Genomic DNA, 23,776 nt, shown 5'->3' with positions numbered 1-23,776 from the left:
GGGATTTCAGATATCTATAAGTAACTGTAATACGGTTTCATGCCATAGACAGCGGCAATACGGCCAAAATCTCCCCTTCCAAAATAAGTAATATTACATTTTGACACGCAAATGAAATCTAGTATGGTCATGTCTACTAAAAATCGATCTGTATTTATAGATCTTTCTATATGAATTTCTTCAAAATCATGATAGATGATATTCTGTACACCAAGCATGCGCAATGCAGAGGCTGCGGATTGTTTTACAATGCGCGAATCTGCCGTTACAAATACGGCACTAGGAATTTTTCCGTGCATGTCTATAATTTTTGATGCTATTTCGGGAACATCGTTGGGATCACTCAAAGGCGGGTCACGCCATGTGCGCTCACCACCCACCCTGATCTGCAACGCTATTACATCCGAATGAGCTGAGATAGACTCATTGAATTTATCAAGCAACTCCATACATGTATCCCTAGGAGTATACTCTAATGATGATTTAATAGTATCATGCACCGCGCAATCTAATTCATTGTATTTGACTAAAAAGCTTGGAAAATATCTTAAAAGTACTTCCCATTGAGGTTTATATAATATATTTGCATATATTTTAATATTTTTTTCTCTATATTCTCCAGATAAAAGATCAGCAAGTTTTTGATTTAAAACATCGACACCCTCGTCTATCAAATCAAGTGTGATTGTTGACGTTTTATCATCTAAAGGAGTATGCCAAGTACCATCGTGCAGCGTAAAATTATCGGACAGAGGAAAGGGGGAATCCCATTCAACACGAAATTCTTTCCCTAAAGCATGAGATATTAGCCGAGCAATTGCAAATCCTTTCAGCCGGTCCGCGAAACCACCGACACCCTTGACGACGCCCGACTCAACCCTGTGTGTCGAAAATATAATAGAGGTCATTTCATCTCCTCCGTAGAACTTGTATATTTTTTGAGCCAGAAACAGCCGCATGCGTGAAATTGGCTGTCGATTAAGCTCTCGCTCGGCTGATAGACAAGGCCGTGCTCCCAGCCACCCGGAATAAGAGCTTCTTCGATCAGATGAAATCCTTTAGTCAATTCCCGTCGTATTTCGTAATAATTGTATATTCTATTTGCGTTAAATTGAATAAGTCCATTGGCTCCAACAGGCGCAACAAAAAGAAAATCTCCGCCTGGCGCAACAATTCGCTGTAATTCTCGTATGGCTTTCAGATCTCCGTCGTAATCTATGGGGTCCCCGTATCGTCCCAAACCGATGTGTTCAACTACATGCATACACGAAATGGACGACAAACTTCCCGTTTTGATTTTATCGGCACTAACAAGATCTACACTGCCTGTAGTAACTGCGTCGAGTGAAAGCAAAGATTTCCTAAAATCGTAATACTTAACAGGAAAGAATGCCGAAATTATGGCAGTAAAATATAAAATAGAACTAAAATCTACATGAAAAGCTGGCTTGATACGAGACAAACATCTTGCAGCCCAAGCTGTATGATAGATATATTGCCTGTCAAAGCCCATCATAGGGCCGTCTTCGCCTAAGATCGCAACCTGATCTTCGAGATCAAGTTTGAATCTTTTCTGCGTCTGTTTTTCTTGTTTTTGCAGTTCTTGAAGATGGGCGTCAAATGTTATTTTGTCCATCACACTTTCTCCATGATATCTATAATTTGCATGGATCAAGCTTTGCAGGGCTGATCGACATACATATATTAGCGGCCGCTCTGCATCTTACCAATCAGTTATAATTTTGCCGATATCTGCAGGATATGCCCAAGATTGTCTTAAGATCATATCGTAAACATCCTCTATAGAGTCTGCTGGAACATCCCAAATGATATCAGATATATTTCCATCAGATAAATATTTCTCACATTTGTTAAAATGTACGACCTGAAATACTTCAGATGCCTCCTTGGGTGACAACCCCCCAGATTGCATTATACGCCCAACTGCCACATCTTCATAAAGCTGTCCACACATTGCGCTTTTATTTTTTAACAGAAAATCAATAGCAACTTTATCGAGCATATATCCCATTCCTCCGCCAAACCATCTCTGTACATTGTTCAGCTGTGCAGGAAAATCTTCAAGCTGGCGATTGTAGCATTTTCCCTTATGCCAATTATATATGGCATCAGTGTGTTTTATTATCTGTGAACCACAGTAATGATGATCTTGAAACTGCCGTTGAAGAATGGTGCATGCATTTAATACACAATCATCATCAACTTTCAAAATACGTTCAAACCCCAAATCCCTGACCGCCGCGAATGCTTCATATACCTTTTCAGGCAGGAATTCGTATGTATCACGTACGGGCACAATAATATTATCTCCGTCAATTTTATATTTATCTTGAGTGTAATCTCCAGTAATAAAAAATACAGGTAATCCAATTTTGGAAAAATCTTTCGCCCATGTCTTTCTAATTAAATCTTGTCTAACCGATACTTTTTGGTGAGTAATGCACAATACAGCTAATTTATCAGGCTGGATCGTTTCATCTTGTATTTCATTTAAAAAAGGCATAGATATTTTCGGTAGCGAGTTAAATCTCCTTAACATATACTCAGATCGATCGATTTCTCTATCTGTAATCTCTAGTTTCTCAAGCGTATTTTGCGTAATGTCTGGTAATAAATCCAAATTTTTATCATTTACACTTAGATCATTGATGTTATTTAATATTGACATTCGCAGTCTATCTCTTTCATCAGCCTGAACTGAGCCACGCTCGGCAAGGCTTTCAGTTTGAAAATTATATAATTCAGCAAAAACAGGCTTGAGGTATCTCGTTGCCGGGCTACGATACAGGTAAGTTTGATCCATTTCTTCCCAATTTGAAATATCGACCCACTTAGCGCCCCACAGTTTTGAATGAACTCGAAATTCGTTAAGCATAGAATCTTTGTGCCTCATAAATCTAGTTCCATTGGTATATATTGTACTTCCGCCAACCCAAATTGTTAAAGGATCCGAGCGTGTTAACAATTGGTGCTGCGATATCAGATCCTTAAGATTTTTTCTTATACAAACGAAGTCTGCATCCCATTTGATAAAATTGTAAGTTCTTACATGACTAAGACACCAATTATAATACTTACCTAACGTGTTTGTACTTTCAGATCTTACAGCATCTGCATGGTCATTGCCTACACGAGGCGGCTTTATTGGATAATGATATATTCTCAAGTTTTTGTAAGTCAATTGTAACTGACGAGCTAGTATCATTGTTCTATCTGTGCTTCCATTATCGACAAGAACAACTTCTGTTACTAGATCGGCTAAGGTTTCAATGCAGGAAATAATGTTTGATTCTTCGTTTCGAGCGCGAATTAATGCGGTTAAACCCGGAACAAGCGCTTGATTTGCCATGTCAAACGCCGGTGTTGCATCAAAACCTGATGGTTTTGCTCTAAATCTCCAGAAATAATCGCTGTTAGATGTCTGAAGATCAGCAATTCTACAGTTTTTGAAATCACTTCTAATTTCTTTTATTTTCGCAGATTCTCGCACATGCAAATATACAGGATTGCAATCATTAATGTAAATATTAATTTTGCTATGAAAAGAGGCTTCCTCATCAGAACCATATGAAATTTTTATCATATTTAATTTATCATTGTGTAGCAGTGCTGGAATCTGAGTCTCGTTTATGCTCCAACCTAAATTTGACTCTGTATTAATTGCTACTCTTGCCTCTTCTATGTAAAATTTTATATGCAATAATCTATGGCCATAATCGTCAATTACATCTATCGTAGGTTCATTTGATGCTGAATAAGAACTAAAAATCAAACCAATATTAAGTTTATTTAGCACGCCATCTGAGATTTTCAAGACCGAACTAGAAATGAACATTGCCATTTGGTTCCCCTGACATGCGCCCACACATTTGTAAGCTGTTCAATATTTCTATCTTGAGCTAGGATGTATAATAAAATTTTTATCTGGAGACGGTGTAGAAACATAGAGATTTAAATCTAATTTTTTGAAGTGCATTATACAATATAAAATATCCAATTATAATGGTTTTTTGCATGAAATATATGAATGATGACTATACTAGCATTCTACATACGTAGCCTTGATGTGTCGAGACATTAATAATTCGCAGTTTGGCAGAGAGTGTTGCTGATGTGCACGCACCAACCACTGCGGATATAAAGTCGGACGCAGCACCGAATCTGGTAGTAAAGAGTCCAAGCACTCGGTGTTCAAGACTGAAAAACTGTGTGGCACGCTTCATACCTCTGTAACGAGATGACACTCGGTCCCCACTTTTCCCTTATCCCTCGGTTCCGAGCCTGCTGCCCCCTTTTTGACCAATAAACTCGCACTGTCCAGGCCGATTTTGGACTTGCCTCAGTTTAGTGGAAACCGGTTTGGTGCGTGTTGCCCTTCTCGAACCGAGCGGGGCTGGTAAAACCGAGGGCCGAGGGCCGCCAGCGGGAATTGTAGAAGCCCTCGATGTAGTGGGGTCTGACGCACTCTCGGTGCATGTGGGTTGATTGATCTCGGCTTTGGCCCTTGGAGATCCTGCCATGGCTCGCAGCCTGCGCCACGATGTGATTGTCCCGCCCGGCCTCCTGGTTGATCGCGTGGAGCTGACCGACTGCATCACCATCATCGCTCAGCCCATGGCCGCGTCGGCCCGCTGTCCTGGCTGCGATCAGCCCTCCTCCCGCGTCCACAGCCGCTACACGCAAACCCTGGCGGACTTGCCCGTCGCCGGCATGTGGGCCATCATCGAGGTCGCCGCCCGCCGCTTCCGCTTTGACGCGAGTGGCTGCCCGACCAGGATCTTCGCCGAACGGCTGGGCCCGGATCTTGCCGGCCCCTATGCCCGGCGAACTGCTCAGCTCGAGAACATCGTGCATCAACTCGGCCTCGCGCTCGGCGGGGAGTGGGCGACGCGCCCCCGCAGCGAGCTGAACCGCTCCGTGTTTTTCGGAGGCTGATTGTCTTGGGTCAGGCGGCCATGGCTTGGTCGCCGACGTGGGTATGATAGCGCGCTTCGGCCTCGGCGGGAGGGACGTTGCCGATCGGCGCGAGCAGGCGACGGTGGTTGTACCAGTCGACCCACTCCAGGGTGGCGTACTCGACCACCTCGAAGGAACGCCAAGGTCCGCGTCGGTGGATGACCTCTGCCTTGAACAGGCCGTTGATCGTCTCCGCCAAGGCGTTGTCGTAAGAGTCGCCGACGCTGCCGACCGACGGCTCGATGCCCGCTCCGGCCAGGCGCTCGGTGTACCGTAGAGCCAAGTATTGCGAGCCGCGGTCCGAGTGATGCACCAGCCCGCTGCCCTGGACGGGACGACGCTCGTGCAGGGCCTGTTCCAGAGCATCCAGAACGAAGCTTGCATGAGCACTGCGTGAGGCCCGCCAGCCGACGATGCGCCGAGCAAACACATCGATGACGAACGCCACATAGACGAAGCCCGACTACATCGCCACATAGGTGAAGTCGCTGACCCACAAGGCATTTGGCCGGGGCGCCTTGAACTGACGGTTGACGCGGTCGAGGGGGCAGGCTGCGGCCGGGTCGGGGATCGTGGTGCGCACGGTCCTGCCACGCACCACCCCCGCCAAGCCCAATCGGCGCATCAGCCGCGCCACCGTGCATCGCGTGGTCACGATCCCCTCCCGGGCCAGTTGCCTCCAGATCTTCCGCACGCCGTAGACGCAGAAGTTCGCCTCGAACACGAGTTAGATCTCGATCATCAACGCGGCGTCGCTGCGAGCACGAACCGGTTGCTTGTCCGGATCGACACGTCGGGCGGCATGCACGTAGTAGGTTGACGGCGCGATCGGCAGTACCCTGCAGATCAACTCGACCCCGTAGACCTCTCGATGATCGTCGATGAAGCTGATCATGGCCGCGACCAGCGGTCGAGCTCCGCCATCGCGAAATACGCCGACGCCTTGCGCAGGATCTCGTTGGGCTGGCGCAACTCGCGGTTCTCACGTTCGAGCGCCTTGATCCGCTCACGCTCATCCGTCATCTGGCCGGGACGCACACCTTGATCACGCTCGGACTGGCGCACCCAGTTCCGCAGCGTCTCACCCGAGCAGCCGATCTTGGCGGCAATCGACTGCATCGCCGACCACTGCGAGCCGTGCTCGCCTTCATGGTTGCGTACCATCCGCACCGCGCGCTCGCGCACCTCAGGGGAAAACGGTCAAACGGCATCGGAACGGGGTTCATGCGCACTTTCGGTGCTGGTGGAGGGGATCGGGCGTTGATGCGCATGGCAGCTGTAGGGCAGCACGATGCCAATCTCGAACCCGTCGATGCCATCGGTTCCGAACGGCCTTCACGTCGATGATCTGACGCTGTCCGCGGCCGGGGTGCTGATCACCGCCCACACCACCGCGGCCCAGGCAACCTGTCCGAGTTGCGGACAATCCTCGACGCGCGTTCACAGCGCGTACTGGCGAACCCTCAAGGACCTGCCCTGGCACGATCGAGCCGTGACGTGGCACCTGCGCGTGCGCCGCTTCCGCTGCAGCCACTGCCCGGGGCGGATCTTCGCCGAACCTGTAGCGGGGCTGGGTTCACGCAAATCGCGTCGAAGCGAACGATTGGCCGAGGCGCAAACCGACATCGGCATGGTGCTCGGCGGCGAACCCGGTGCTCGTTTGTTACGACGACTGGCGATGCCGGTCAGCGGCGACACGGTTCTGCGCCTGATCCGTCGACGCGCCATCGCCTCTTCGCCGACGCCGCGCGTGGTCGGCATCGATGATTGGGCGTGGCGACGCGGTCAGTCCTACGGCACCATCGTCTGCGACCTGGAACGGCGGCGCGTCATTGACCTGCTGCCCGGTCGCTCCGCAGCACCGGTGCGGGACTGGCTTGCCGCCCATCCGAGCGTCGCCGTCGTCAGCCGTGACCACGCCGGACCCTACGCCGAGGCTGCGCGCACAGGCGCTCCGGCGGCGATGCAGGTTGCAGATCGCTGGCATCTGCTCGTCAATGCCTCCGAGGCACTGCGCAGCATCGTCGAGCGTCACCAGTCCGAGATCAGGGTCGTGGCGAGCCACTTCATGCCCGAGCCTTCTCTCCCTCCTGATCCAGCAAAGACCGAGCCCGTCCCGGAGACGAGCAGTCGGCGACGCGACCGCTGCGAGGCAGCCCTGCGGCTCCACGGCGAAGGTCAACCGACCAAGGAGATCGCTCGCCGTCTCAGGGCATCGCGCAACGCCGTGCGTCACTGGATCCGGGCTGGTCAGTTCGTGCCCTACCGTCGTGCCCCAGGCCCGAGCCGGCTCGACCGTTACATCTGCTTCGTCGAGGCGCGCTGGCAGGAGGGGCAGCGCAGCGCCACCGTTCTCCATCGCGAGTTGTGCGCGCAGGGCTTCACGGGCGGCTACGACATCGTCCGGCGCTGGGTCGCACGGCAGCAGTCGGGGGCCCCGGCTCAACCGCCTTCCGCCCGGATCCCCTCGACACGCCGCATCACCCGGTGGCTGACGGACGATCCAGCTGTGCTGTCGCCCGAGGATCGTGCCTTCACCCAGGCACTCTGCAATGCGGCTCCGCGCTTGAAGCGGGCGGCCGAGGATGTACGCGCCTTCGCCGATCTCCTGCACCAAGACGATACCGCCGGACTGACACCTTGGCTGGAGGCTGCTGCCGCCAGCGAACTCGGTGGCTTCGTCACCGGGCTTCGGCAGGATGAGGAGGCCGTGCGCGCGGCGATCGCCGAGCCCTGGAGCAACGGCCACGTTGAAGGGCAGGTCAACCGCCTCAAGCTAATCAAGCGCAGCATGTATGGTCGAGCCAAGTTCGACCTGCTCCGCCAGCGAGTGCTGCATGCCGCGTGAGCCGAGATCCCAGAGTTTAGCTGGACAAGCACCCGTCAGCACCGAAAGTGCGGATGAACCCTTATTCCACGCCTAATCACAGAAAACGGGGCTTTTTGCTTCGTCATGGCTCCATCCTCTCAGAAGTTGGAGCCTCCGGGAAACCCGGAGCGGTTCAGTGATCTCGTAGTGGGGCGAGTACCGCGCATCGACGTAGGCGCGGTTGAGGAGGGCGAAGCACCACCGGGCGAACTTCGTGTCGCGCGGCCAGACCGGAATCAGCCGGGCATCGACGCTCTCAGCCTGCGAGCGTAGGCGGGTCAGGCGGTGGAGCTTGGGGCTGTAGAGCGTCAGGACCAGCAGGACGTAGTGATAGAGCCGCTCGGTGGCCTGATGCAGGTCAAAGGCAGCTTCCTTCTCGTAGCCCCATTTGATGGCTTCCCGCGCCAACCTGAAGCGGTGTGCGGCCCGTGGAAACCAATGCTCGAAGTGTCGGGCAGCCTCGGTGTGCTGCTCCTCGATCGTCAGCGGCTTCGGCTCGGCGAACGGAAAGCCAGCCAGCTCGTGAAGCACGATGCCGTCTCGCGCGATGTCGACGAAGAATGGACGGCCCTGAGCCAACTGGTCGTTCACGTCCTGCAGCGTGTGCACGATCACGTTCACCGGCGTCGCGAGACGACCGCCCAGGCTCAGCTCCTGAAGCAGGCGCTCCTCAGCCTTCTCCCAGGCCTCGTACTGCTCGGCGAAGCGCGCGTCGTTGACGACCACCAGCAGGTCGTAATCCGACAGGTAGCCGCTCCCGCGATCCTCGACCCAGTTGCCGCGGGCGTAGGAACCAAAGAGGACGAGCTTGAGGATACGGCCGCGCCGGGCCTTGTCCGATAGCTTGGTCTTCTGCGCGTCCTCGAACTCCTCGAACAGGATCCGCACCGCGTGCTGCAGTTCGCGGCGCTTGCGGTCGGGAAGGTGGGCGAGCCGTTCGGTGTCCATCGCATCCTGACCGTTCAGTGCGGCCCCTTCCATCACGCCGGATCGGGCCCGGTTCGATCCGGCGCCATCATCGGGTTCCCGTCAAAGCTGGACCGGCGAACCCTGCTCCAGACCGCTGCGCCGTCTGCCTTTGCCCCATCCATCAGCTCGGCTCTTTCCCGTACCATGGGCCAGGCGTAGGAGCAGCGATCAGACCCGAGTAGGCTGCACCCTTCTCCCGGGATTGCACGCATCGTCAGGCCCGATCCGCCGGCTTGGCCGGGCTCCATTCGGCGAAGGCGGTCTTGTCCTGGGCACGCTGAATGCGGGTCATCAGCTCGTCGAGCGCTTCGGCAAACCGCCGCTCTTTGCCGGCCGCCTCGAGGAGCAATCCGCCCAGGATGATCTTGCGGCGGGTGTCGCGCTTCCTCTCCTCCTGGGCCGCCCGCGCATCGAGCTGCTGCAGCCGGTTTTGGGCCTGCGCGAGCCGGGTGCGGGTGGCCTCGGCGGAGGCGGCCTGGGGCGCCGGCATGCGGATCGGTCTCCTGACGAACGGTCAAGCTCCTTGCGGTGATATCAGGCGCCGATTACCCTACCAGGGCCGGGCTTGGTTGGCGGTATTGCTCGGCCATAAGATCAGGGGTCAGGGCATACGCCAGCTCTTCGGCCAGGGCAGCGACGAGTGGCAGGGCCTCACGGGATGGATCGGGAGACTTCATGGTGTGTCCTCATTGCCCCCGCACCATCAAATTTAGTGCGATTATTCCTACAACAAACCTATGCGCCCCCGAAGGCGTAGCCTGCGCTCGCCAACTGCCGTTTTGATTGTGCACAAAGCGTCTTAGGGTTAGAAGCCGGTCCAAGGAAAGAACGAAGCGTGTCCGGAGCCGTGCTGAACCCCCTCTCCCGCGAGGAGCTAGAAGCAGAAAACGCGCGGCTGCGTGCGGCCCTGGAAGCAGCCGGGATCGACGCTCAGCGCCAGACCGCGCACCAGGCCAAGCGGGATGCTAGGCACCGCTCGGAACTCGCCGACAGCCGTGCCGAGACCGCCCAGGCCAACCATAAGACCCGTGCAGCGGACACCGGTGCGGAGATCGCTGCCCAGGCGCACGGGCGTCAGATGGATCAGGCGGCATCCGAGCTGGCAGCGTCGCAGCACCTCGTGGCTGCGCTCGAGTCGAGCCGTGCCGCCCTGGCCTACAGCGAAGCGCGCCAGCGGGCCGTGTTCGAGAGCGCGGTCGATTTTGCCATGGTCGTCACCGATCGAGATGGGATCATCACCGACTGGAACCCGGGCGCGGAGCGCGTGATGGGCTGGACGGCGGAGGAGATGTGCGGTCACGACGCCGCGCGCTTCTTCACACTGGAAGATCGGGTCAACGGTCGCGTCGAGCACGAGATGCAGCGGTCTTTGCAGGATGGCCGCGCGCCGGACGAGCGTTGGCACCTGCGCAAGGATGGCAGCCGGTTCTGGGCCTCAGGCGAGATGATGCCGCTGCGTGGGAGCGCCGATGCCCACCTTGGGTTCCTCAAAATCCTGCGTGACCGCACCGACGAGCATCTGGCCGGGGCTGCGCGATCTTGCGGTAGCCGTAGCGGCCGTACCGGCGCGCCAGCTCGATCAGGTCGGCCAACAGCGCCGCCTCGTCGTCTCTCCCCCGCGGCACCTTGCGCTGCGTCGAGCGATGCTGTCCGAGGGCGCGACAGGCGCGGCGCTCGGAGACCGTCAGCACGGTCCGGACATGCTCGATGCAGGCGCGCCGGCGCGCGGGGCTCAGAGGTTTCCCCGGGCGGCCTCCTGCAGGATCAGCTTGTCGAGCGTGAGGTCTGCGATCGCCTTGCGCAGCCGCTGGTTCTCGGTCTTCAGCTCCTTCATCCGTCGCACCTGGTCGGACTTCAGCCCGCCGAACTCCTTGCGCCAACGATAGTAGGTGACCTCCGTCACGCCGATACCCCGGATCGCATCAGACACGCTCTGGCCTTGCGAGACCAGCACGTCCACCTGCCGCAGCTTGGCCACCACCTCTTCCGGCTTGTGCTTCTTCGTTCCCATCGCGTCCGTCCTCCTTCGGCTCAGAGCCATACTTCAGGGCGGACCACTCCGATGGGGGCTGACCAAAAAACCATATCCGCTTGATGTAAGCTACTTTTGCGCCGCCACTCTTCTTGATTGTGTAAATAGACAATTTAAAATAATTTTATTAATATTAAATAATAAAAATTTTCAATATTTATTCTCTAAAAACCATTCATAAGTAGATCGAATGCCTTCGATTAATGTGTAGCAGGGTGCCCAATCCATGCTCCGCAGTCGGTCAGCACTCATCAGTTTTCGTGGCGTTCCATCGGGCTTTGTTGGATCCGTGACGATCTGCCCTCGGAAACCGACCACGTCGACAACAATTTCAGCTAATGCACGGATGGTGACATCGGTTCCAGATCCGACGTTGACGTGCTCGGCGGCAGAATAGCGCTGAAGCAGGAAGACGATCGCATCGGCGCAATCGTCGACGTACAGGAATTCCCGCCGCGGCGTGCCGGTGCCCCAGATCACCAGTTCGTCGTCCCCCCGCAGCTTGGCCTCGTGCGCCTTGCGGATCAGGGCGGGCAGGACGTGACTGCCGGCGAGGTCAAAATTGTCCTCCGGGCCGTAGAGGTTGGTTGGCATCGCCGAGATGAAGTCGCAGCCATGCTGGCGGCGATAGGCCTGGACCAGCTTGATCCCGGCGATCTTGGCGACCGCGTACCACTCGTTGGTTGGTTCGAGCGGGCCGGTCAGCAGGGCGTCCTCAGCGATCGGCTGGGGCGCGAATTTCGGGTAGATGCAGCTCGACCCGAGGAACAGCAGCTTGCTCACGCCGGTGCGGCGGGCCGCCTCGACGACGTTCGCCTCGATCATCAGGTTTTCGTACAGGAAATCAGCCGGATAGGTGTCGTTGGCGAGGATCCCGCCCACCTTAGCCGCCGCGAGGACGATCGCGTCGGGCCGCACCCGCGCCATCCAGGCCTCGGTGTCAGCCTGTCGCGTCAGGTCGATGGCGCGGCGGTCGGCGGTGAGGATCTCGCAGCCCTCCCCAGCGAGGCGGCGAACTACCGCGCTCCCAACCATGCCCCGGTGCCCAGCGACCCAGACGCGCTTGCTGGCGAGCGGGTAGAGGATCTCACTTTCCATCGCGGCGATGCTCCCCCTCGCCGCGCTGCTCACGGGCGACGGCCGCGAGGTCGTGGCGCACCATCTCGGCGCACAGGTCCCGCCACGAGGTCTCGTGGACCCAGCCGAGCTTCTCCCGTGCCTTAGTGGGGTCGCCTATCAGCAGGTCGACCTCGGTCGGCCGGAAGTAGCGCGGGTCGACCTCGACGAGAGCCCGCCCGGTCCGGGCGCAGCGCGCCTTCTCGTCGACGCCCCGCCCCGACCATTCGAGCGTGATGTCGGCCTCTGCGAATGCGGCGGTGACGAAGTCACGCACCAGAGTCGTCTCCCCGGTCGCCAGTACGTAGTCGTCGGGCTCCTCCTGCTGCAGCATCAGCCACATGCCGCGGGCGTATTCGCGGGCATGGCCCCAGTCGCGGCGGGCGTCGAGATTGCCGAGGTAGAGCCGGTCCTGATGCCCGTGCCGGATCGCCGCAACGGCGCGGGTGATCTTGCGCGTGACGAAGGTCTCGCCGCGCAGCGGGCTCTCGTGGTTGAACAGGATGCCGTTGGAGGCATGCATGCCGTAGGCTTCGCGGTAATTCACCACGATCCAGTAGGCGTAGAGCTTGGCGGCCGCGTAGGGACTGCGGGGATAGAACGGCGTCGTCTCACTCTGCGGCACCTGCTGCACCAGTCCGTACAGCTCGGAGGTCGAAGCCTGGTAGAAGCGGGTGTGCTTAGTCAAGCCGAGGATGCGGATCGCCTCGAGGATCCGCAGCGTGCCGATGCCGTCGGCATTGGCAGTGTATTCCGGCGTCTCGAAGCTGACCTGGACGTGACTCTGCGCCGCCAGATTGTAGATCTCGTCCGGCTGAACCTGCTGGATGATCCGAATGATGTTTGTCGAATCTGTCATATCCCCGTAATGTAACATAAATTTTGGATCATGATCATGTGGATCCTGGTACAGATGCTCGATACGCCCGGTGTTAAACGACGAGGAGCGGCGCTTGATGCCGTGAACGAGATATCCTTGCTTTAGCAGCAACTCAGAAAGATAGGCGCCATCCTGGCCTGTGACGCCTGTAATCAATGCAACTTTGCCTGCCTTCCCAAATGCCATCTCATCACCTTAACATTGATCGCACAGAATTCCGTTTATGTCGGAGCAGAGACCAGCTGCGGTGTCAAGGTGAACCGCTCCGGGTTTCTCGGATGGAGCCATGACGAAGCGAACAGGTCGTTTTCGCCTGAGATGCGGGAGCCAATCGATCGCTGCCAAGACCGGCTGCAAGCAGTGAGGCCCGAGGTCGACATCGCCGCCTTGCGCACCGACCTGCTCCGAGCGTCCTCAACTCTGAAAAGCCGTGCGACCGTGCTGTGGCTCGTCGGCATGTGAAGGTGCGCCAGGAGGCGTGCGCTGCTCGCACCGCCTAGGTGTGGGGGACCAGCACCGCCTGCTCGCCCTCGCCCAGACGCTCAGGCCGGCGGCCGGGCGGGCGGTCGATCAAACTGGCGAGACCTTCGGCGTTGAAGCGCTGGACGGCGTCGCACAGCGCGTGTCGCTCAAGGCTTGAGGCCCGCGTCGCCTCGGCCCGTCTCATACCATCGAGGGCGTTGGCCAACCGCCAGCAGACGCAGAACTATCCGCCGACGCGGCTTCCTCTTGGATTACTGCCGTAGCTTGGCGGCCGTGGCGATATTGGTCCGGATCTCGAAGCCACGCGTCACAGGCTCCTTCCCGGGTTCAGGGCAGCAGCGAATCACGTTCTCGAAAAGTTGAAAACCCTCACGAGTCAAAACCTGTGCGCGACGGTATGACGCGACGGTTCTCACGGCAGCGCAGACTTGGACGGACGTACCTGCAGGCGGCTTGCCTTGAGCCTTTTAGTTGCATCATCACGAAGAAGCATCACTCCCATCTGCGCAAATGTAAGTATATTGAAAATAAATTATTAATAAATATTGTCGCAGATTGGCGCCGATAATTATGGCGACATATTCTAGAAGCAATAAGATGCATTGCAGTACCTACAAAGCATCTTATTTGTTCGCATTATGTATCAATCAAATGGGACCATCGTCCATCTTTCAGGATAATATTCTCTATTTCTTTCCAATTTAAAGTAAAATCACGATAATCTTTTATAATTTTGTTATGAAATGCCGGACCCCAGCCCTCTATAGTAACATTTTTCGTATTCCTTAACATTTGTGATATTGGTCGAAGCGCAGTATTTAGAAATCCGTCTTTAGAAAATTCCTCATAGTATATTGTGCATCCCACATCAGCATCTTTATGATAACTTTTAAAAGATTTTATTTCTGCGTCACGTCTTTCCAGAGAATCTATTAAGCTGATTGGATTAATTTCTATAGGAAAAATAACAGGGACTTTCTCACCAACGCGATGATGAAAAACGCCATTCATCTCTGCGATTTTGCCCGATATAAAAGATGCAATTATATTTTCTCGTATAACATGAACAACAGGCCAATTTTTACTGTATATGTAGGTTAGGAGGCTAGGTACAGATTCGATACCTTGATTGGCTTCGTTGCAAACGAAGGCGTGATTATATTTAATATCGACAATTATATTTCTTGAAAAATTTTCGAATATTTTCGAGAAATAAGAATCAAAAACATCAAATGCTTGTCGATCGATAACGTTAGAGTAATTGATTAATGTAGAAGACATGTGCACAAATGAGTGCGGCGGTGCCGATCTTTGAATAATAAAACATTCATCTAAATCTTTATAGTCAAAAGTAGATGACATAATACCTCTAATAAAATTAGTTCCCGACCTTTGCTTGGCTAATACAATAATTGGATCTTTCATTTCGCCATGAAAGAATTTCGTCATGACTTTCCTAAATCCCTTCACGAATCGACGGTTGTGTACCGGCACCTATTACGCACATACAAACGAAGAAGATCTGTACTGGACCAACCGATATAATATTATATTTTTGGTAAATTTTGATTGACAGGACAACGAAATAGCCCACGATAGACGGGCGTTCTACTGCTTAAAGTAACAGCACGTAGCACGTGGTACGCTTGGTTTTCTGCACCTCAACCAATTCCAGCACGATCCCGCTCACTTCCGCCGCCTTCTCACCCGTATTGCTCTAGTCGACGAAGCCCGCCCTTACACTCCCATCCACCTCCAGCGGCCGGACGCGAACGGTGGCCTGTGTCCCGATTGTAGGCATGCGAGCTGGTCTGTCCATAGCCTCTACCACCGCCAGCTGGACGACTTGCCTCTGTCGCGCCTCACAGATCGCACTGCGCATTGAGGTGCGGCGGTTCTACGCCTCTCGGCCGCGCGCCCGGCGCACGTGGCGGCTGGGCGAAGCGCAGGTCAGGGGCCGTGAACCGCCCCGGGTTTCCCGGCAACTGTAATCAGATCGCGGCGGCTAGGGTATAATCGGTACCGTTGGCGAGCATGGCGTTCAGCGTGACAAGCAGTTTGCGGGCAGTCGCGGTGAGTGCCGCCTTGGTCGGTTTTCCGGCCAACTGGAGACGCTGGCGGAAGTCTCGGAATACGGCACACCGCCGCGACGCCTGCAGGGCAGCGAGGTAAAGGATCGTTCGGACAATTGGCCGGCCACCGCCAACGCTGCGTGGGCTGACACGCTTGCCGCTGTCACGCGCGATTGGTGCCAAGCCCGCCAGGGCAGCGATGCTGCGGCGATCAAGCTGCCCGAGTTCAGGCAGCTCAGCGATCAATGTCGCGGCAACAATTGGACCGACACCCGGAGCGGTTTGAAGGCGCTGGTTGAGAGGGCGAAGTTCTGGATCGGCTTTGATCAGGTCATTGATCTGCGCCTCGACCTTCGCGATGCGACGATCGAGAACCACAATCAAGCTCACGATGTCAGCGCGGGCTTGGCGGTCAGCTGTTTGCTGGAGCCTTGTGGCCTCCTGTTTGCGGATCTCGACGAGTTGGCGACGGCGGGTCGCCTGGGCCTGAAGGGCGCGTCGGGCTGCGGCGAGGGGCTGTGTCGGTGCAGGCCGCAGCCGTATCCCTAACTCTGCCAACATACGCGCATCGACGCGATCGGTTTTCCCGATCACTCCCATGGCCCGGGCAAAATCGCGAGCTTGTCGCGGGTTCACGCGACTGAACCGGACATTGCAAGTTTCGAGAGCATCGCGCAGCACGCGATCATAACCACCGCTTGCTTCAAAGATGAACCATGCTCCCTGCTTTGCACATGCAGCGGCAAAGCTTCGTGCTGCAGCAGCCGTATTTGCGATCCGGCGTGCGCCGCTAAGTACATGGTGAACGTCGAGCCAGTCATTAGCGACATCAACTCCGACGAAGACGTCTTGCATCATGATCCCTGCTCCTGTCCTACGGGATCGGCCGAAGCTGTCCCAATCAACTGTTCAGGCTGATGCTTCATGGCGCGGACGGCTCCCGATCCGGGAACTGGGCTCAGACACCCTGGAGGCTCGCGGGATGCCGTCCGCGGGCGCAGAGTAGATCAACCGCGACAGACAGGAGGCTCCAACTTCTGAGAGGATGGAGCCATGACGAAGCGAACAACCCCGTTTTCCCCTGAGGTGCGCGAGCGTGCCGTGCGGATGGTGCGCGACCACGAGGGCGAGCACGGCTCGCAATGGTCGGCGATCCAGTCGATTGCGGCCAAGATTGGCTGCTCGGGCGAGACGCTGAGGAACTGGGTGCGCCAGTCCGAGCGTGATCAAGGTGTGCGACCAGGGCAGACGACGGACGAACGCGAGCGGATCAAGGCGCTTGAACGTGAGAACCGTGAGCTGCGCCAAGCCAACGAGATCCTGCGCAAAGCATCGGCGTATTTTGCCATGGCGGAGCTCGACCGCTGGTCGCGGCCATGATCAGCTTCATCGACGATCATCGAGAGGTCTATGGGGTCGAGCCGATCTGCAGGGTGCTGCCGATCGCCCCGTCAACCTACTACGTGCATGCCGCCCGGCGTGCCGATCCCGAGAAGCAGCCGGTTCGTGCCCGCAGCGACGCGGCCTTGATGATCGGGATCCAGCGCGTGTTCGAGGCGAACTTCTGCGTCTACGGCGTGCGGAAGGTGTGGCGGCAACTGGCCCGGGAGGGGATCGTGGCCGCGCGATGCACGGTGGCGCGGCTGATGCGCCGATTGGGCTTGGCGGGGGTGGTGCGTGGCAGGACCGTGCGCACCACGATCCCCGACCCGGCCGCAGCCTGCCCGCTCGATCGCGTCAACCGCCACTTCAAGGCTCCACGACCGAACGCCTTGTGGGTCAGCGACTTCACGTACGTGGCGACCTGGTCGGGCTTCGTGTACGTGGCGTTCGTCATCGATGTGTTCGCCCGGCGTATCGTCGGTTGGCGAGCCTCACGTAGCGCTCATGCGAGCTTCGTGCTGGATGCTCTGGAACAGGCGCTGCACGAGCGTCGCCCTGGTCAGGGCAGCGGGCTGGTGCATCACTCGGACCGTGGCTCGCAATACTTAGCTCTACGATACACCGAGCGCCTGGCTGGAGCCGGCATCGAGCCGTCGGTCGGCAGCGTCGGTGACAGCTACGACAACGCCTTGGCGGAGACGATCAACGGCCTGTTCAAGGCAGAGGTCATCCATCGACGTGGGCCGTGGCGATCCTTCGAGGCGGTCGAGTACGCCACCCTGGAGTGGGTCGACTGGTACAACCACCGTCGCCTCCTCGCACCCATCGGCAACGTCCCTCCCGCCGAGGCCGAAGCGCGCTATCATACCCACGTCGGCGACCAAGCCCTGGCCGCCTGACCCAAGACCATCAGCCTCCGACAAACCCGGGGCGGTTCACACCGACCAGGAGCTGGCCTGGTTGGTCGATCGGGTGAGCGCCTTGCAGGAAAGCGTCGCGGCGATCTGCGCCGAACAGCTTGAAAACGCGGGAGCGAGCCGGCCGGAATCATGAGCCGCCGCGGCGGATTCGCGGTCCAGGACAGCATCATCCCTCCTCGGAGGTGAGCTGCCGATTCGAGGCAGATTCTCAGGCTCCGAAGCCCCGCATTAAATCAGCCATGACGGGTGCAATAGCGCTACTGCGCCCGCGCGAATGTGGCCCGTCCGGTTGAACGAACGTAGCCTTTGACCCGTATGCGGATGGTGCATGCCTGGGCATCTGCCTCAAACCCGTTGGTGCGAATCTCAACCCCACCAGGATGAGGCTCTGCCAGGCCCGCGACCCTGCCTTTCGGCAGAGCTTTGTGACGTTTCCAACTCCTCACCGGTTCAGGAGCACACGCTTCGACGCAGCCGTTCCAATGCTGCTTCGAGTCCGTTGCAGACCGCCGTCGGATTCCGCTGATCCATCTCGCCCATAATCACACGGCTTCCGCCTAGGGATTGTTTTTGGGCGACTTGGGGTGCGGGCATGGCTCTGGGAGCGTCGACGTTGGATGCTGGCGCCCGTTGGGGCTGGGGACGCGAGGGTACTGGCCTGCGGGACGGCGCTGGCGCTCCACGGGCTGCCTGAGCGCGGGCATTCGCTGCCGTGAACGCGACGGCATACTCCTCCCCGAACCGGTGCAGGATCGCCCGGCGCTGAAGGCCGCCCTCCGTGCGCTGGTACTTCTTGCCTGCCTCGGGCTCGTACCGGGCAAGGAAGCCCACCTCGACGAGGACCGCGAGGGCACCGCGCACCCGGGCTTCGGTAAGGCCGAGGGCTTCGTGCTGGGCCAGAGCCCTCCGGTCGACCGGGAGCGCGCACATCAGCCGCCGGGGGCTGCTCCAGAACCGGGCCAGGAACACCGCGAGGGCGAAGGCTGCATCCCGGTTCTTTCGACCTGCCAGGGTTGCGGACAACCGATCGCGAATATCGGCCGGCAGCCTGTACGGGCCAGCACTGTCGGGGCACCAGGCGGCCCGGTTGGACACCACCTCACGCCGTTGGTGCGGCTCATCAAATCCCCTTGGGGCAGGCATTTCGCCACTACCCCGGGCATAGGCGTGCGTCATCGTTCGGCCCTCATCGGGCCGCGGTTCAGCATTCGGCGCCGCCGGTCGGGCGGTCCGTCACAGGCAAGCCGAGCCCGTCTCCGAAAGCGTGGCTTTCAGATTGACTCGCATGGCGATTTCGGGGGATGATCCGAGTTGCGATACGTCGGATCGGCCCCCTCGGGGCTCTAGACCCTGGTGGCCCTGGCAGGCCTCCGGGGTCTTGCTTTTTCAGGTGGCTGCTGTCGCGGCGGTGATCCTGGTAGCGACTCGCGGGATGCGAGCCGCCTTAATCAGCCATTCGGCACGAACGGCAACGGTTCGTCAAACTTTGCTGGGGTTGGCGACCTCAGAGGCCGCGGGATAAATGGCCCGATGGCTGTTCACCCGCTTGGCGGTGAACCAGGCGAGGCTGTGGTTGAGGGACATCCCAGAGGAGAAGCGCCGACTTGCCGATGCGCTGCGGATCAGTGCTATGGCCGAGCGCGGCCGTCTCGCAGCCTTCGTCCTTGACGAGGCGACGGCGTTCGCGGCCAACCCCTTCCCGTCCACGACGGCCGGCGTTGCCCGCCAGCGCTGGGGCCTGCGCGAGATTGAGTTCGAGGCGATGGAGATTGCTGCGGCAGGACTACCGTGCCTCCTGGCAGCACTGGCCTGCCTACCGTCTGCGGAACCCCTGCGACAGGAGATCCTGCGGACACCGGCCCACGTACTCTACCTGCTCCATCGGACAGAGGGCGGGCAGATCGTTGGAGCGGTGCTGCACGGGAAGCCTCGTCTAGCCTTGCCGCTCTTCGTCCAGCCTGATCCTGCTCCTCGCCCCGTAGCTCGGCGACAAAGGCGCCGACAGGTGAGCGCACAGCAACTCGACCTGTTCGCGATCGACGTCCCCTGAGGGGGCTGCCGGATATCAGTCCGTGCCCGCTCCATCGCTTTCGATAACGGCTATTATCGAAAGCGACACCCAACGCTTTCATGCTGCAACATCTTAGCACTGTAGCGCTACAGCGCTCGAGCGCCGCACCGCCGTAGCGGTCTGGCACCGAGGCGTCAGCCATTCTTGTCGCCCTTTAGCGCCTCGACGGACGGGTGCCCGTGCTTCTGCAACGCGGCGTCGATCCCCTCCATGATGACATCATGCACCTTCACGTCGCGGGTGAAGGCGATCTCGCGCAGCCGGCGATGCACCTCGCGCGGCAGGTAGATGGACGTATGCACCGTCTCAGGGCGAGGGCGCCGGCCGGCCGGCTTCGCAGAGACCTCAGGCGCCGCCCGTTCGGCGGGAGCCTCGGGCTTGGGCGTGGCGGGCTCGGCACCTGGCAGGGTAAGGCCGCCAATCAGGGAGGGTCGCTTGCTCATGCCCGGTTGCCCTTCATCTTGCGATCCACCCATGCCCACAGCGCCCGAATTTCCTCAGCTGCCTTCCCGTCCGGAGCGAACTCGGTCACGCCCTGCCCGGCAGCGATAGCGTCCTGATGGTCGGCACGCTGCGCCAGCGGTGGCTCTGCCAGGACCCCGAACATGCTCAAGCCGCTGGCCGCCTCTGTCGCCCGGGATGACCGTCCGGGCGGGCATTGGTTCAGTGCGAAGGCGAACCGATCCCGCATCCCGAGCCGCATCAGGGACTCGATGGTCGGCATCGTGGCCTGTAGGTCGAGGCGCGAGGGACGAGCCGGCACGAGGGCGAGGTCCGCGGCCTGCATCGCGAGATTGCCGCCGGTCGAGGACACGCCCGCAGTGTCGAGGATCGCGACGGTATAGCCCTCTGCCTTTAGTGCTTCGAGGATGGCGGGCAGCTCACCAAGCCGCTCGGCGGGCAGCCGATCAACCGCAGGTGCGTCAGCCGTGCGGGTGTCGCCCCAAGCACCAAGCGACCCCTGAGGGTCGAGATCGAGGGCAACGACCTTCTCGCCGGCCTGTGCCGCGGCAACGGCAAGGGAGGCTGCCAGCGTCGTTTTCCCGACGCCTCCCTTCTGCGTGACGAGTGTCAGGGTCCGCATGTCTCACCTGTGATGCTGTCGCACCATAGCAGGTAAGCGCCACAGTATGAAAGCACTACAAACGTATGGTATTATCACGCTGTGATGCGATAGCATTGTAGCGCTACAATGCTATCGCATCACAGCGTGGTGCCCCATGCCGATGCGCCCCGGAGCGAGCATGAAGCTGCCTCTCGCGCTACCGGCTGCCGAGCTGATGGCACTCCTTCCACACGGCCGCAGCTCGATCGTCGATCCACTTCGCCTTCGCCGAACTTCGTCATCAGATCTTCCGCTCCGGTGACGCCAGCCTCGTCCGGCGATAGCAGTTGGAGGCTGGCGATCACGCCACCTCGCCGAGGATCTCCCGCACCACCTGCGGCCGCTTCTCGACCATTGCCAGGAGCACGCGGGCAGGCCCCTCCGGACGGCGGCGCTTCTGCTCCCAGTTCCGGAGGGTGTGCAACGAGACGCCGATGGTCGCAGCAAAGGCCGGCTGAGCGAGTCCGGTCCTGGTCCGGATCTCGGCCACGTCCAGATCCTCCGGGACGTGGACAACGGTCCCCTCGGGAGGATTGCCCTCCATGTAGGCCAAGGCGCTCTTGGCGCCGTTCAGGATGCGGGTGAAGCTGTCGGTCATCGGAGACACCATGTGGAGGGTTGCCGGTTCGTCAGCGCTTCTTGCTGCGCCGGTGAGCCGATTTGATTGCGGTGGCCACCTTCTTGAACTCGGCAACCTCCGCATCGGTGAAGTTTTCGCGATCCCCCTTGCTGAGGACAGCAACGAGAAACACGGTGATCGTCTCATCGAGGTAGATCGAGACCACTCGGTAACCGCCCGACTTGCCCTTGCCGCGGCCGGCGACCCGACCTTTGCGAAAGCCGCCGGAGCCCTGGATTTCGTCGCCGTAGTCCGGCGTCTTGGCGTAGGTGTTGATCGAGCGTTGGCGCTCCGCCTCGGTCATGCCCGCCCGCTTCGCGTCAGCGAGGTAGTCGGGGGTCTCGACGACGGTGTGAAGCGGCTTGGACATGAGAATGCGTAAGCCAATGGACTACATAAGTCAATGGCTTATGATGTACCGTGGACAGCTTGACCCGCTCGTTGCAGATCAGACTCGTAGCGCTCCCTCTCCCTTCACGAAGGCCGGCGGCCAAGTGATCGGCCTCGCCACGCACCTATGACGCTCAGCCTCTTCGCCAGCACTGAAGCACCAAAGAGCTACAGCATTGTAGCATTGCAGCGCTATCATGCTAGCGTCCCTGTAGCTCCTCCGATGCTCCCCGCTTGTCCCCGCGTGAGCGTCTTGTCACCCTGAAAGGCTCGCCCACGAAGGTCGCCAGGACGCCTGAGGGCGGGAGATCGGACCAAGGATCGCCGCGAGCAAAGGCCGAAATGCTGGCAGACTCATCGCCTCCAAGCTGATCACCAATCCACAAAAACGGGCCCACATCGTTTTGGCTATGGTGTGACCACGTGGAGCCTGGCTTAGCGCGCCCACGGCCGACGAAGTCCCACACCCCTACTCCATCGAGGTTTCACCACTGCCTAAGCCGGAGGGAAACTTCCAGTGGGCGATCCGCCGGAGCGGTAAGCTGATCGAACGGTCCGACCGGCCCCACCATAGCAAGGCCAAAGCCTTCGAGTGTGCACCGGAGCGCGGATGTGGCGCATGGTATCGTACATCGCAAAGCCGCTCGTGACGACGCCCGGCGAGTTGATATAGAGGTGGATCGGCCGCGTCGGGTTCTCCGCCTCCAGGAACAGGAGCTGGGCACAGACAGCGCGGAGACCGCGTCGTTCACCTCCCCGTTGAGGAAGACGATGCGCTCGCGCAGGAGGCGCGAATAGATGTCGAAGGACCGCTCCCTGCGGCTGGACTGCTCGACGACCATAGGGACGAGTTGCATCGCGTCGCGCATCGGCGACCTCCGATCTTCCGGAATGGGGCGTAGGACGAGCCGCGTCAGGCGGCGCGCAGCAGGGGGGCGTTGTGGTTCGCGGCGGCCTTGGTCAGGGGCGCGAACCGGGCATCCGTCAGGTCATGAATGATGCGCAGGCAGGTGCCGCCCGCGCCGTTCGAGGCGATGCGGAACGTCACCGTGCTCTCGAGGTACGGCGGGGCGGCCTCGCGCATCCGGTAGCTGACCTCGCGCCCGGGCGTGACGGCGACCGGTTCGGGCCCGGCCAGCGCCGCCTCGGGCAGCCAATGCTCCCGAAGCGCCTGGATGCTGAGCGCACGCCACACCTTCTCGGGCGGCTCGCTCAACTCGTAGGTCTGCTCGATGCCGTGGCCGGGCTCGTCGCACGCCGCGTCGCTCATTGGTCCATCTCCTTCAGCACGACCTTGAGCGCGTCGATGCGGGCGGGCCAGTAGGCGCGGTACTTCGCCAGCCATTGCGCGATGAGCGCCACGCCGGCCGGATCGACGTCGTAGTTCACGAAACGGTCCTGCCGGGCCTCGCGCACGAGCCCGGCGCCCCGCAGCACGGCGAGGTGCTGAGACATCGCCGGCTGGCTGATCGCCATGCCCTCGCGGAGTGCACTGGCGTTCATACTCCCGCCGGCGAGCTTCTCGAAGATCGCGCGTCGGGTGGGGTCTGCCAGGGCCCGGAAGATGTCGTCCTCAACCACGGCCACAGATAAGCAGACACTTATGTGAAGTGCAAGCCCAGAACACATGCTGCCAGGCGCGGGATGCGGGCGCCTCGTCCGCGTGTGCGGGTGAAATGGCTGCTGTGAGGTGGAAGCTCGTTGGTCAGGCGGACGGCGCAGCCGGCCACCGTCGCAGGGCCGGCCTTGATGGGTCATGCGCGCCTGCTAGTGCATTGACGCATTCAGAGGATTCACAGGGGGCATGAGGCATGCGAGTCTGAGGCATGGCTCAGACTGTCTGTGTGATCCCCAGCGCCGCCGACCTGACGCGCCTGTCCGCTATCGTCG

19 protein-coding genes, 5 pseudogenes and 2 other annotated features are annotated in these 23,776 nt (G+C 58.6%); of the genes and pseudogenes, 5 read left to right on the top strand and 19 right to left on the bottom strand.

All coding sequences use genetic code 11. The features are described from left to right. Positions 1-14: 14 nt before the first annotated feature. The 3 genes from FF100_RS33930 to FF100_RS33920 all read right to left on the bottom strand — a co-directional run bounded on the left by FF100_RS33930 (position 15) and on the right by FF100_RS33920 (position 3,862). Positions 15-959, bottom strand: a complete 945-nt coding sequence (locus FF100_RS33930; protein ID WP_139040420.1) for a hypothetical protein — start codon at positions 957-959, stop codon at positions 15-17. After that, the gene (locus FF100_RS33925) at positions 905-1,636 is read right to left on the bottom strand and encodes a DUF268 domain-containing protein (RefSeq protein WP_139040419.1); all 732 of its coding nucleotides are present in this window, start codon (positions 1,634-1,636) and stop codon (positions 905-907) included. Before FF100_RS33925 ends, FF100_RS33930 begins: the two co-directional genes overlap by 55 nt. A gap of 87 nt (positions 1,637-1,723) precedes the next feature. Next, on the bottom strand, positions 1,724-3,862 hold the full coding sequence (locus tag FF100_RS33920; protein ID WP_139040418.1) for a glycosyltransferase: 2,139 nt from the start codon (positions 3,860-3,862) through the stop codon (positions 1,724-1,726). A gap of 677 nt (positions 3,863-4,539) precedes the next feature. Here FF100_RS33920 and FF100_RS33915 point away from each other — a divergent pair. Further along, positions 4,540-4,899, top strand: a pseudogene (locus tag FF100_RS33915) (transposase family protein); the annotation flags it as partial. Between the two features lie 67 nt (positions 4,900-4,966). Here the strand turns inward: FF100_RS33915 and FF100_RS33910 are convergent. Continuing rightward, positions 4,967-6,141 (bottom strand): annotated as a pseudogene (locus FF100_RS33910) (IS3 family transposase). After that, positions 5,798-5,914 (bottom strand) — a sequence feature (AL1L pseudoknot). Its footprint overlaps the pseudogene before it by 117 nt. 148 nt (positions 6,142-6,289) lie before the next feature. Here FF100_RS33910 and FF100_RS33905 point away from each other — a divergent pair. Further along, positions 6,290-7,825 carry an ISL3 family transposase gene (locus FF100_RS33905; RefSeq protein WP_139040429.1) on the top strand — a complete coding sequence of 512 codons (1,536 nt, stop codon included), beginning with the start codon at positions 6,290-6,292 and terminating at the stop codon, positions 7,823-7,825. 72 nt (positions 7,826-7,897) lie between these two features. Here FF100_RS33905 and FF100_RS33900 read toward each other — a convergent pair whose 3' ends face one another. Together FF100_RS33900 and FF100_RS33895 are read right to left on the bottom strand one after the other, a co-directional pair. After that, the gene (locus FF100_RS33900; RefSeq protein WP_246102695.1) at positions 7,898-8,827 is read right to left on the bottom strand and encodes a HEPN domain-containing protein; all 930 of its coding nucleotides are present in this window, start codon (positions 8,825-8,827) and stop codon (positions 7,898-7,900) included. Between the two features lie 202 nt (positions 8,828-9,029). Further along, the gene (locus tag FF100_RS33895; RefSeq protein WP_139040416.1) at positions 9,030-9,305 is read right to left on the bottom strand and encodes a conjugal transfer protein TraD; all 276 of its coding nucleotides are present in this window, start codon (positions 9,303-9,305) and stop codon (positions 9,030-9,032) included. A gap of 588 nt (positions 9,306-9,893) precedes the next feature. Here FF100_RS33895 and FF100_RS38175 point away from each other — a divergent pair. After that, positions 9,894-10,274 (top strand): annotated as a pseudogene (locus FF100_RS38175) (PAS domain S-box protein); the annotation flags it as partial. 76 nt (positions 10,275-10,350) lie between these two features. Here FF100_RS38175 and FF100_RS33885 read toward each other — a convergent pair. The 5 genes and pseudogenes from FF100_RS33885 to FF100_RS33865 all read right to left on the bottom strand — a co-directional run. Beyond that, positions 10,351-10,826, bottom strand: a pseudogene (locus tag FF100_RS33885) (transposase); the annotation flags it as partial. Between the two features lie 171 nt (positions 10,827-10,997). Continuing rightward, positions 10,998-11,945 carry a GDP-L-fucose synthase gene (fcl, locus tag FF100_RS33880; RefSeq protein WP_139040415.1) on the bottom strand — a complete coding sequence of 316 codons (948 nt, stop codon included), beginning with the start codon at positions 11,943-11,945 and terminating at the stop codon, positions 10,998-11,000. Then, positions 11,935-13,029, bottom strand: coding sequence for a GDP-mannose 4,6-dehydratase (gmd, locus tag FF100_RS33875; RefSeq protein WP_139040414.1), 1,095 nt, complete (start codon positions 13,027-13,029; stop codon positions 11,935-11,937). The genes fcl and gmd overlap by 11 nt, the downstream gene beginning before the upstream one ends. Before the next feature lie 933 nt (positions 13,030-13,962). Further along, complete coding sequence (locus FF100_RS33870) at positions 13,963-14,775, bottom strand: hypothetical protein (protein WP_139040413.1); 813 nt, start codon at positions 14,773-14,775, stop codon at positions 13,963-13,965. Between the two features lie 542 nt (positions 14,776-15,317). Next, positions 15,318-16,256, bottom strand: a complete 939-nt coding sequence (locus FF100_RS33865) for an IS110 family RNA-guided transposase (protein WP_139040412.1) — start codon at positions 16,254-16,256, stop codon at positions 15,318-15,320. A gap of 195 nt (positions 16,257-16,451) precedes the next feature. Here FF100_RS33865 and FF100_RS33860 point away from each other — a divergent pair. Beyond that, a protein-coding gene (locus FF100_RS33860) for an IS3 family transposase (RefSeq protein WP_139040411.1) occupies positions 16,452-17,680 on the top strand; the annotation gives its coding sequence in 2 pieces (ribosomal slippage) (positions 16,452-16,740 and positions 16,740-17,680; 1,230 coding nt in all). Then, positions 16,733-16,849 (top strand) — a sequence feature (AL1L pseudoknot). It overlaps the preceding gene by 117 nt. A gap of 471 nt (positions 17,681-18,151) precedes the next feature. On the opposite strand, the gene FF100_RS33855 is transcribed toward FF100_RS33860, so the two are convergent. Beyond that, positions 18,152-18,877, bottom strand: a complete 726-nt coding sequence (locus FF100_RS33855) for a hypothetical protein (RefSeq protein ID WP_246102693.1) — start codon at positions 18,875-18,877, stop codon at positions 18,152-18,154. 346 nt (positions 18,878-19,223) lie between these two features. Here FF100_RS33855 and FF100_RS33850 point away from each other — a divergent pair, with 346 nt between their 5' ends. Beyond that, positions 19,224-19,751, top strand: coding sequence for a hypothetical protein (locus tag FF100_RS33850; RefSeq protein ID WP_246102691.1), 528 nt, complete (start codon positions 19,224-19,226; stop codon positions 19,749-19,751). A gap of 155 nt (positions 19,752-19,906) precedes the next feature. Here the strand turns inward: FF100_RS33850 and FF100_RS33845 are convergent, their stop codons facing one another. The 7 genes and pseudogenes from FF100_RS33845 to FF100_RS33815 all read right to left on the bottom strand — a co-directional run bounded on the left by FF100_RS33845 (position 19,907) and on the right by FF100_RS33815 (position 23,515). Further along, positions 19,907-20,215: a hypothetical protein gene (locus FF100_RS33845; protein ID WP_139040410.1), complete on the bottom strand. Its 309-nt coding sequence runs from the start codon at positions 20,213-20,215 to the stop codon at positions 19,907-19,909. Further along, positions 20,212-20,856 (bottom strand): nucleotide-binding protein, encoded by a 645-nt coding sequence (locus tag FF100_RS33840; protein WP_139040409.1) that lies wholly within the window; start codon positions 20,854-20,856, stop codon positions 20,212-20,214. The genes FF100_RS33845 and FF100_RS33840 overlap by 4 nt, the downstream gene beginning before the upstream one ends. A gap of 322 nt (positions 20,857-21,178) precedes the next feature. Beyond that, a complete protein-coding gene (locus tag FF100_RS33835; protein ID WP_139040408.1) occupies positions 21,179-21,475 on the bottom strand; it encodes a helix-turn-helix domain-containing protein in 297 nt (98 codons plus the stop codon). 31 nt (positions 21,476-21,506) lie between these two features. Next, positions 21,507-21,866, bottom strand: a complete 360-nt coding sequence (locus tag FF100_RS33830; RefSeq protein ID WP_139040407.1) for a type II toxin-antitoxin system RelE/ParE family toxin — start codon at positions 21,864-21,866, stop codon at positions 21,507-21,509. A gap of 611 nt (positions 21,867-22,477) precedes the next feature. Further along, positions 22,478-22,755: pseudogene (locus FF100_RS33825) on the bottom strand (ATP-dependent Clp protease proteolytic subunit); the annotation flags it as partial. Positions 22,756-22,799: 44 nt separating this feature from the next. Continuing rightward, complete coding sequence (locus FF100_RS33820) at positions 22,800-23,156, bottom strand: SRPBCC family protein (RefSeq protein ID WP_139040406.1); 357 nt, start codon at positions 23,154-23,156, stop codon at positions 22,800-22,802. Then, positions 23,153-23,515 (bottom strand): ArsR/SmtB family transcription factor, encoded by a 363-nt coding sequence (locus tag FF100_RS33815; protein WP_139040405.1) that lies wholly within the window; start codon positions 23,513-23,515, stop codon positions 23,153-23,155. The genes FF100_RS33820 and FF100_RS33815 overlap by 4 nt, the downstream gene beginning before the upstream one ends. Positions 23,516-23,776: the final 261 nt, after the last annotated feature.

Origin of the sequence: Methylobacterium terricola, from assembly GCF_006151805.1 — a bacterium.
Lineage (GTDB): Bacteria > Pseudomonadota > Alphaproteobacteria > Rhizobiales > Beijerinckiaceae > Methylobacterium > Methylobacterium terricola.
Note: the sequence above shows the minus strand (reverse complement) of the source record. Positions and strands in the feature narration are given on the sequence as shown.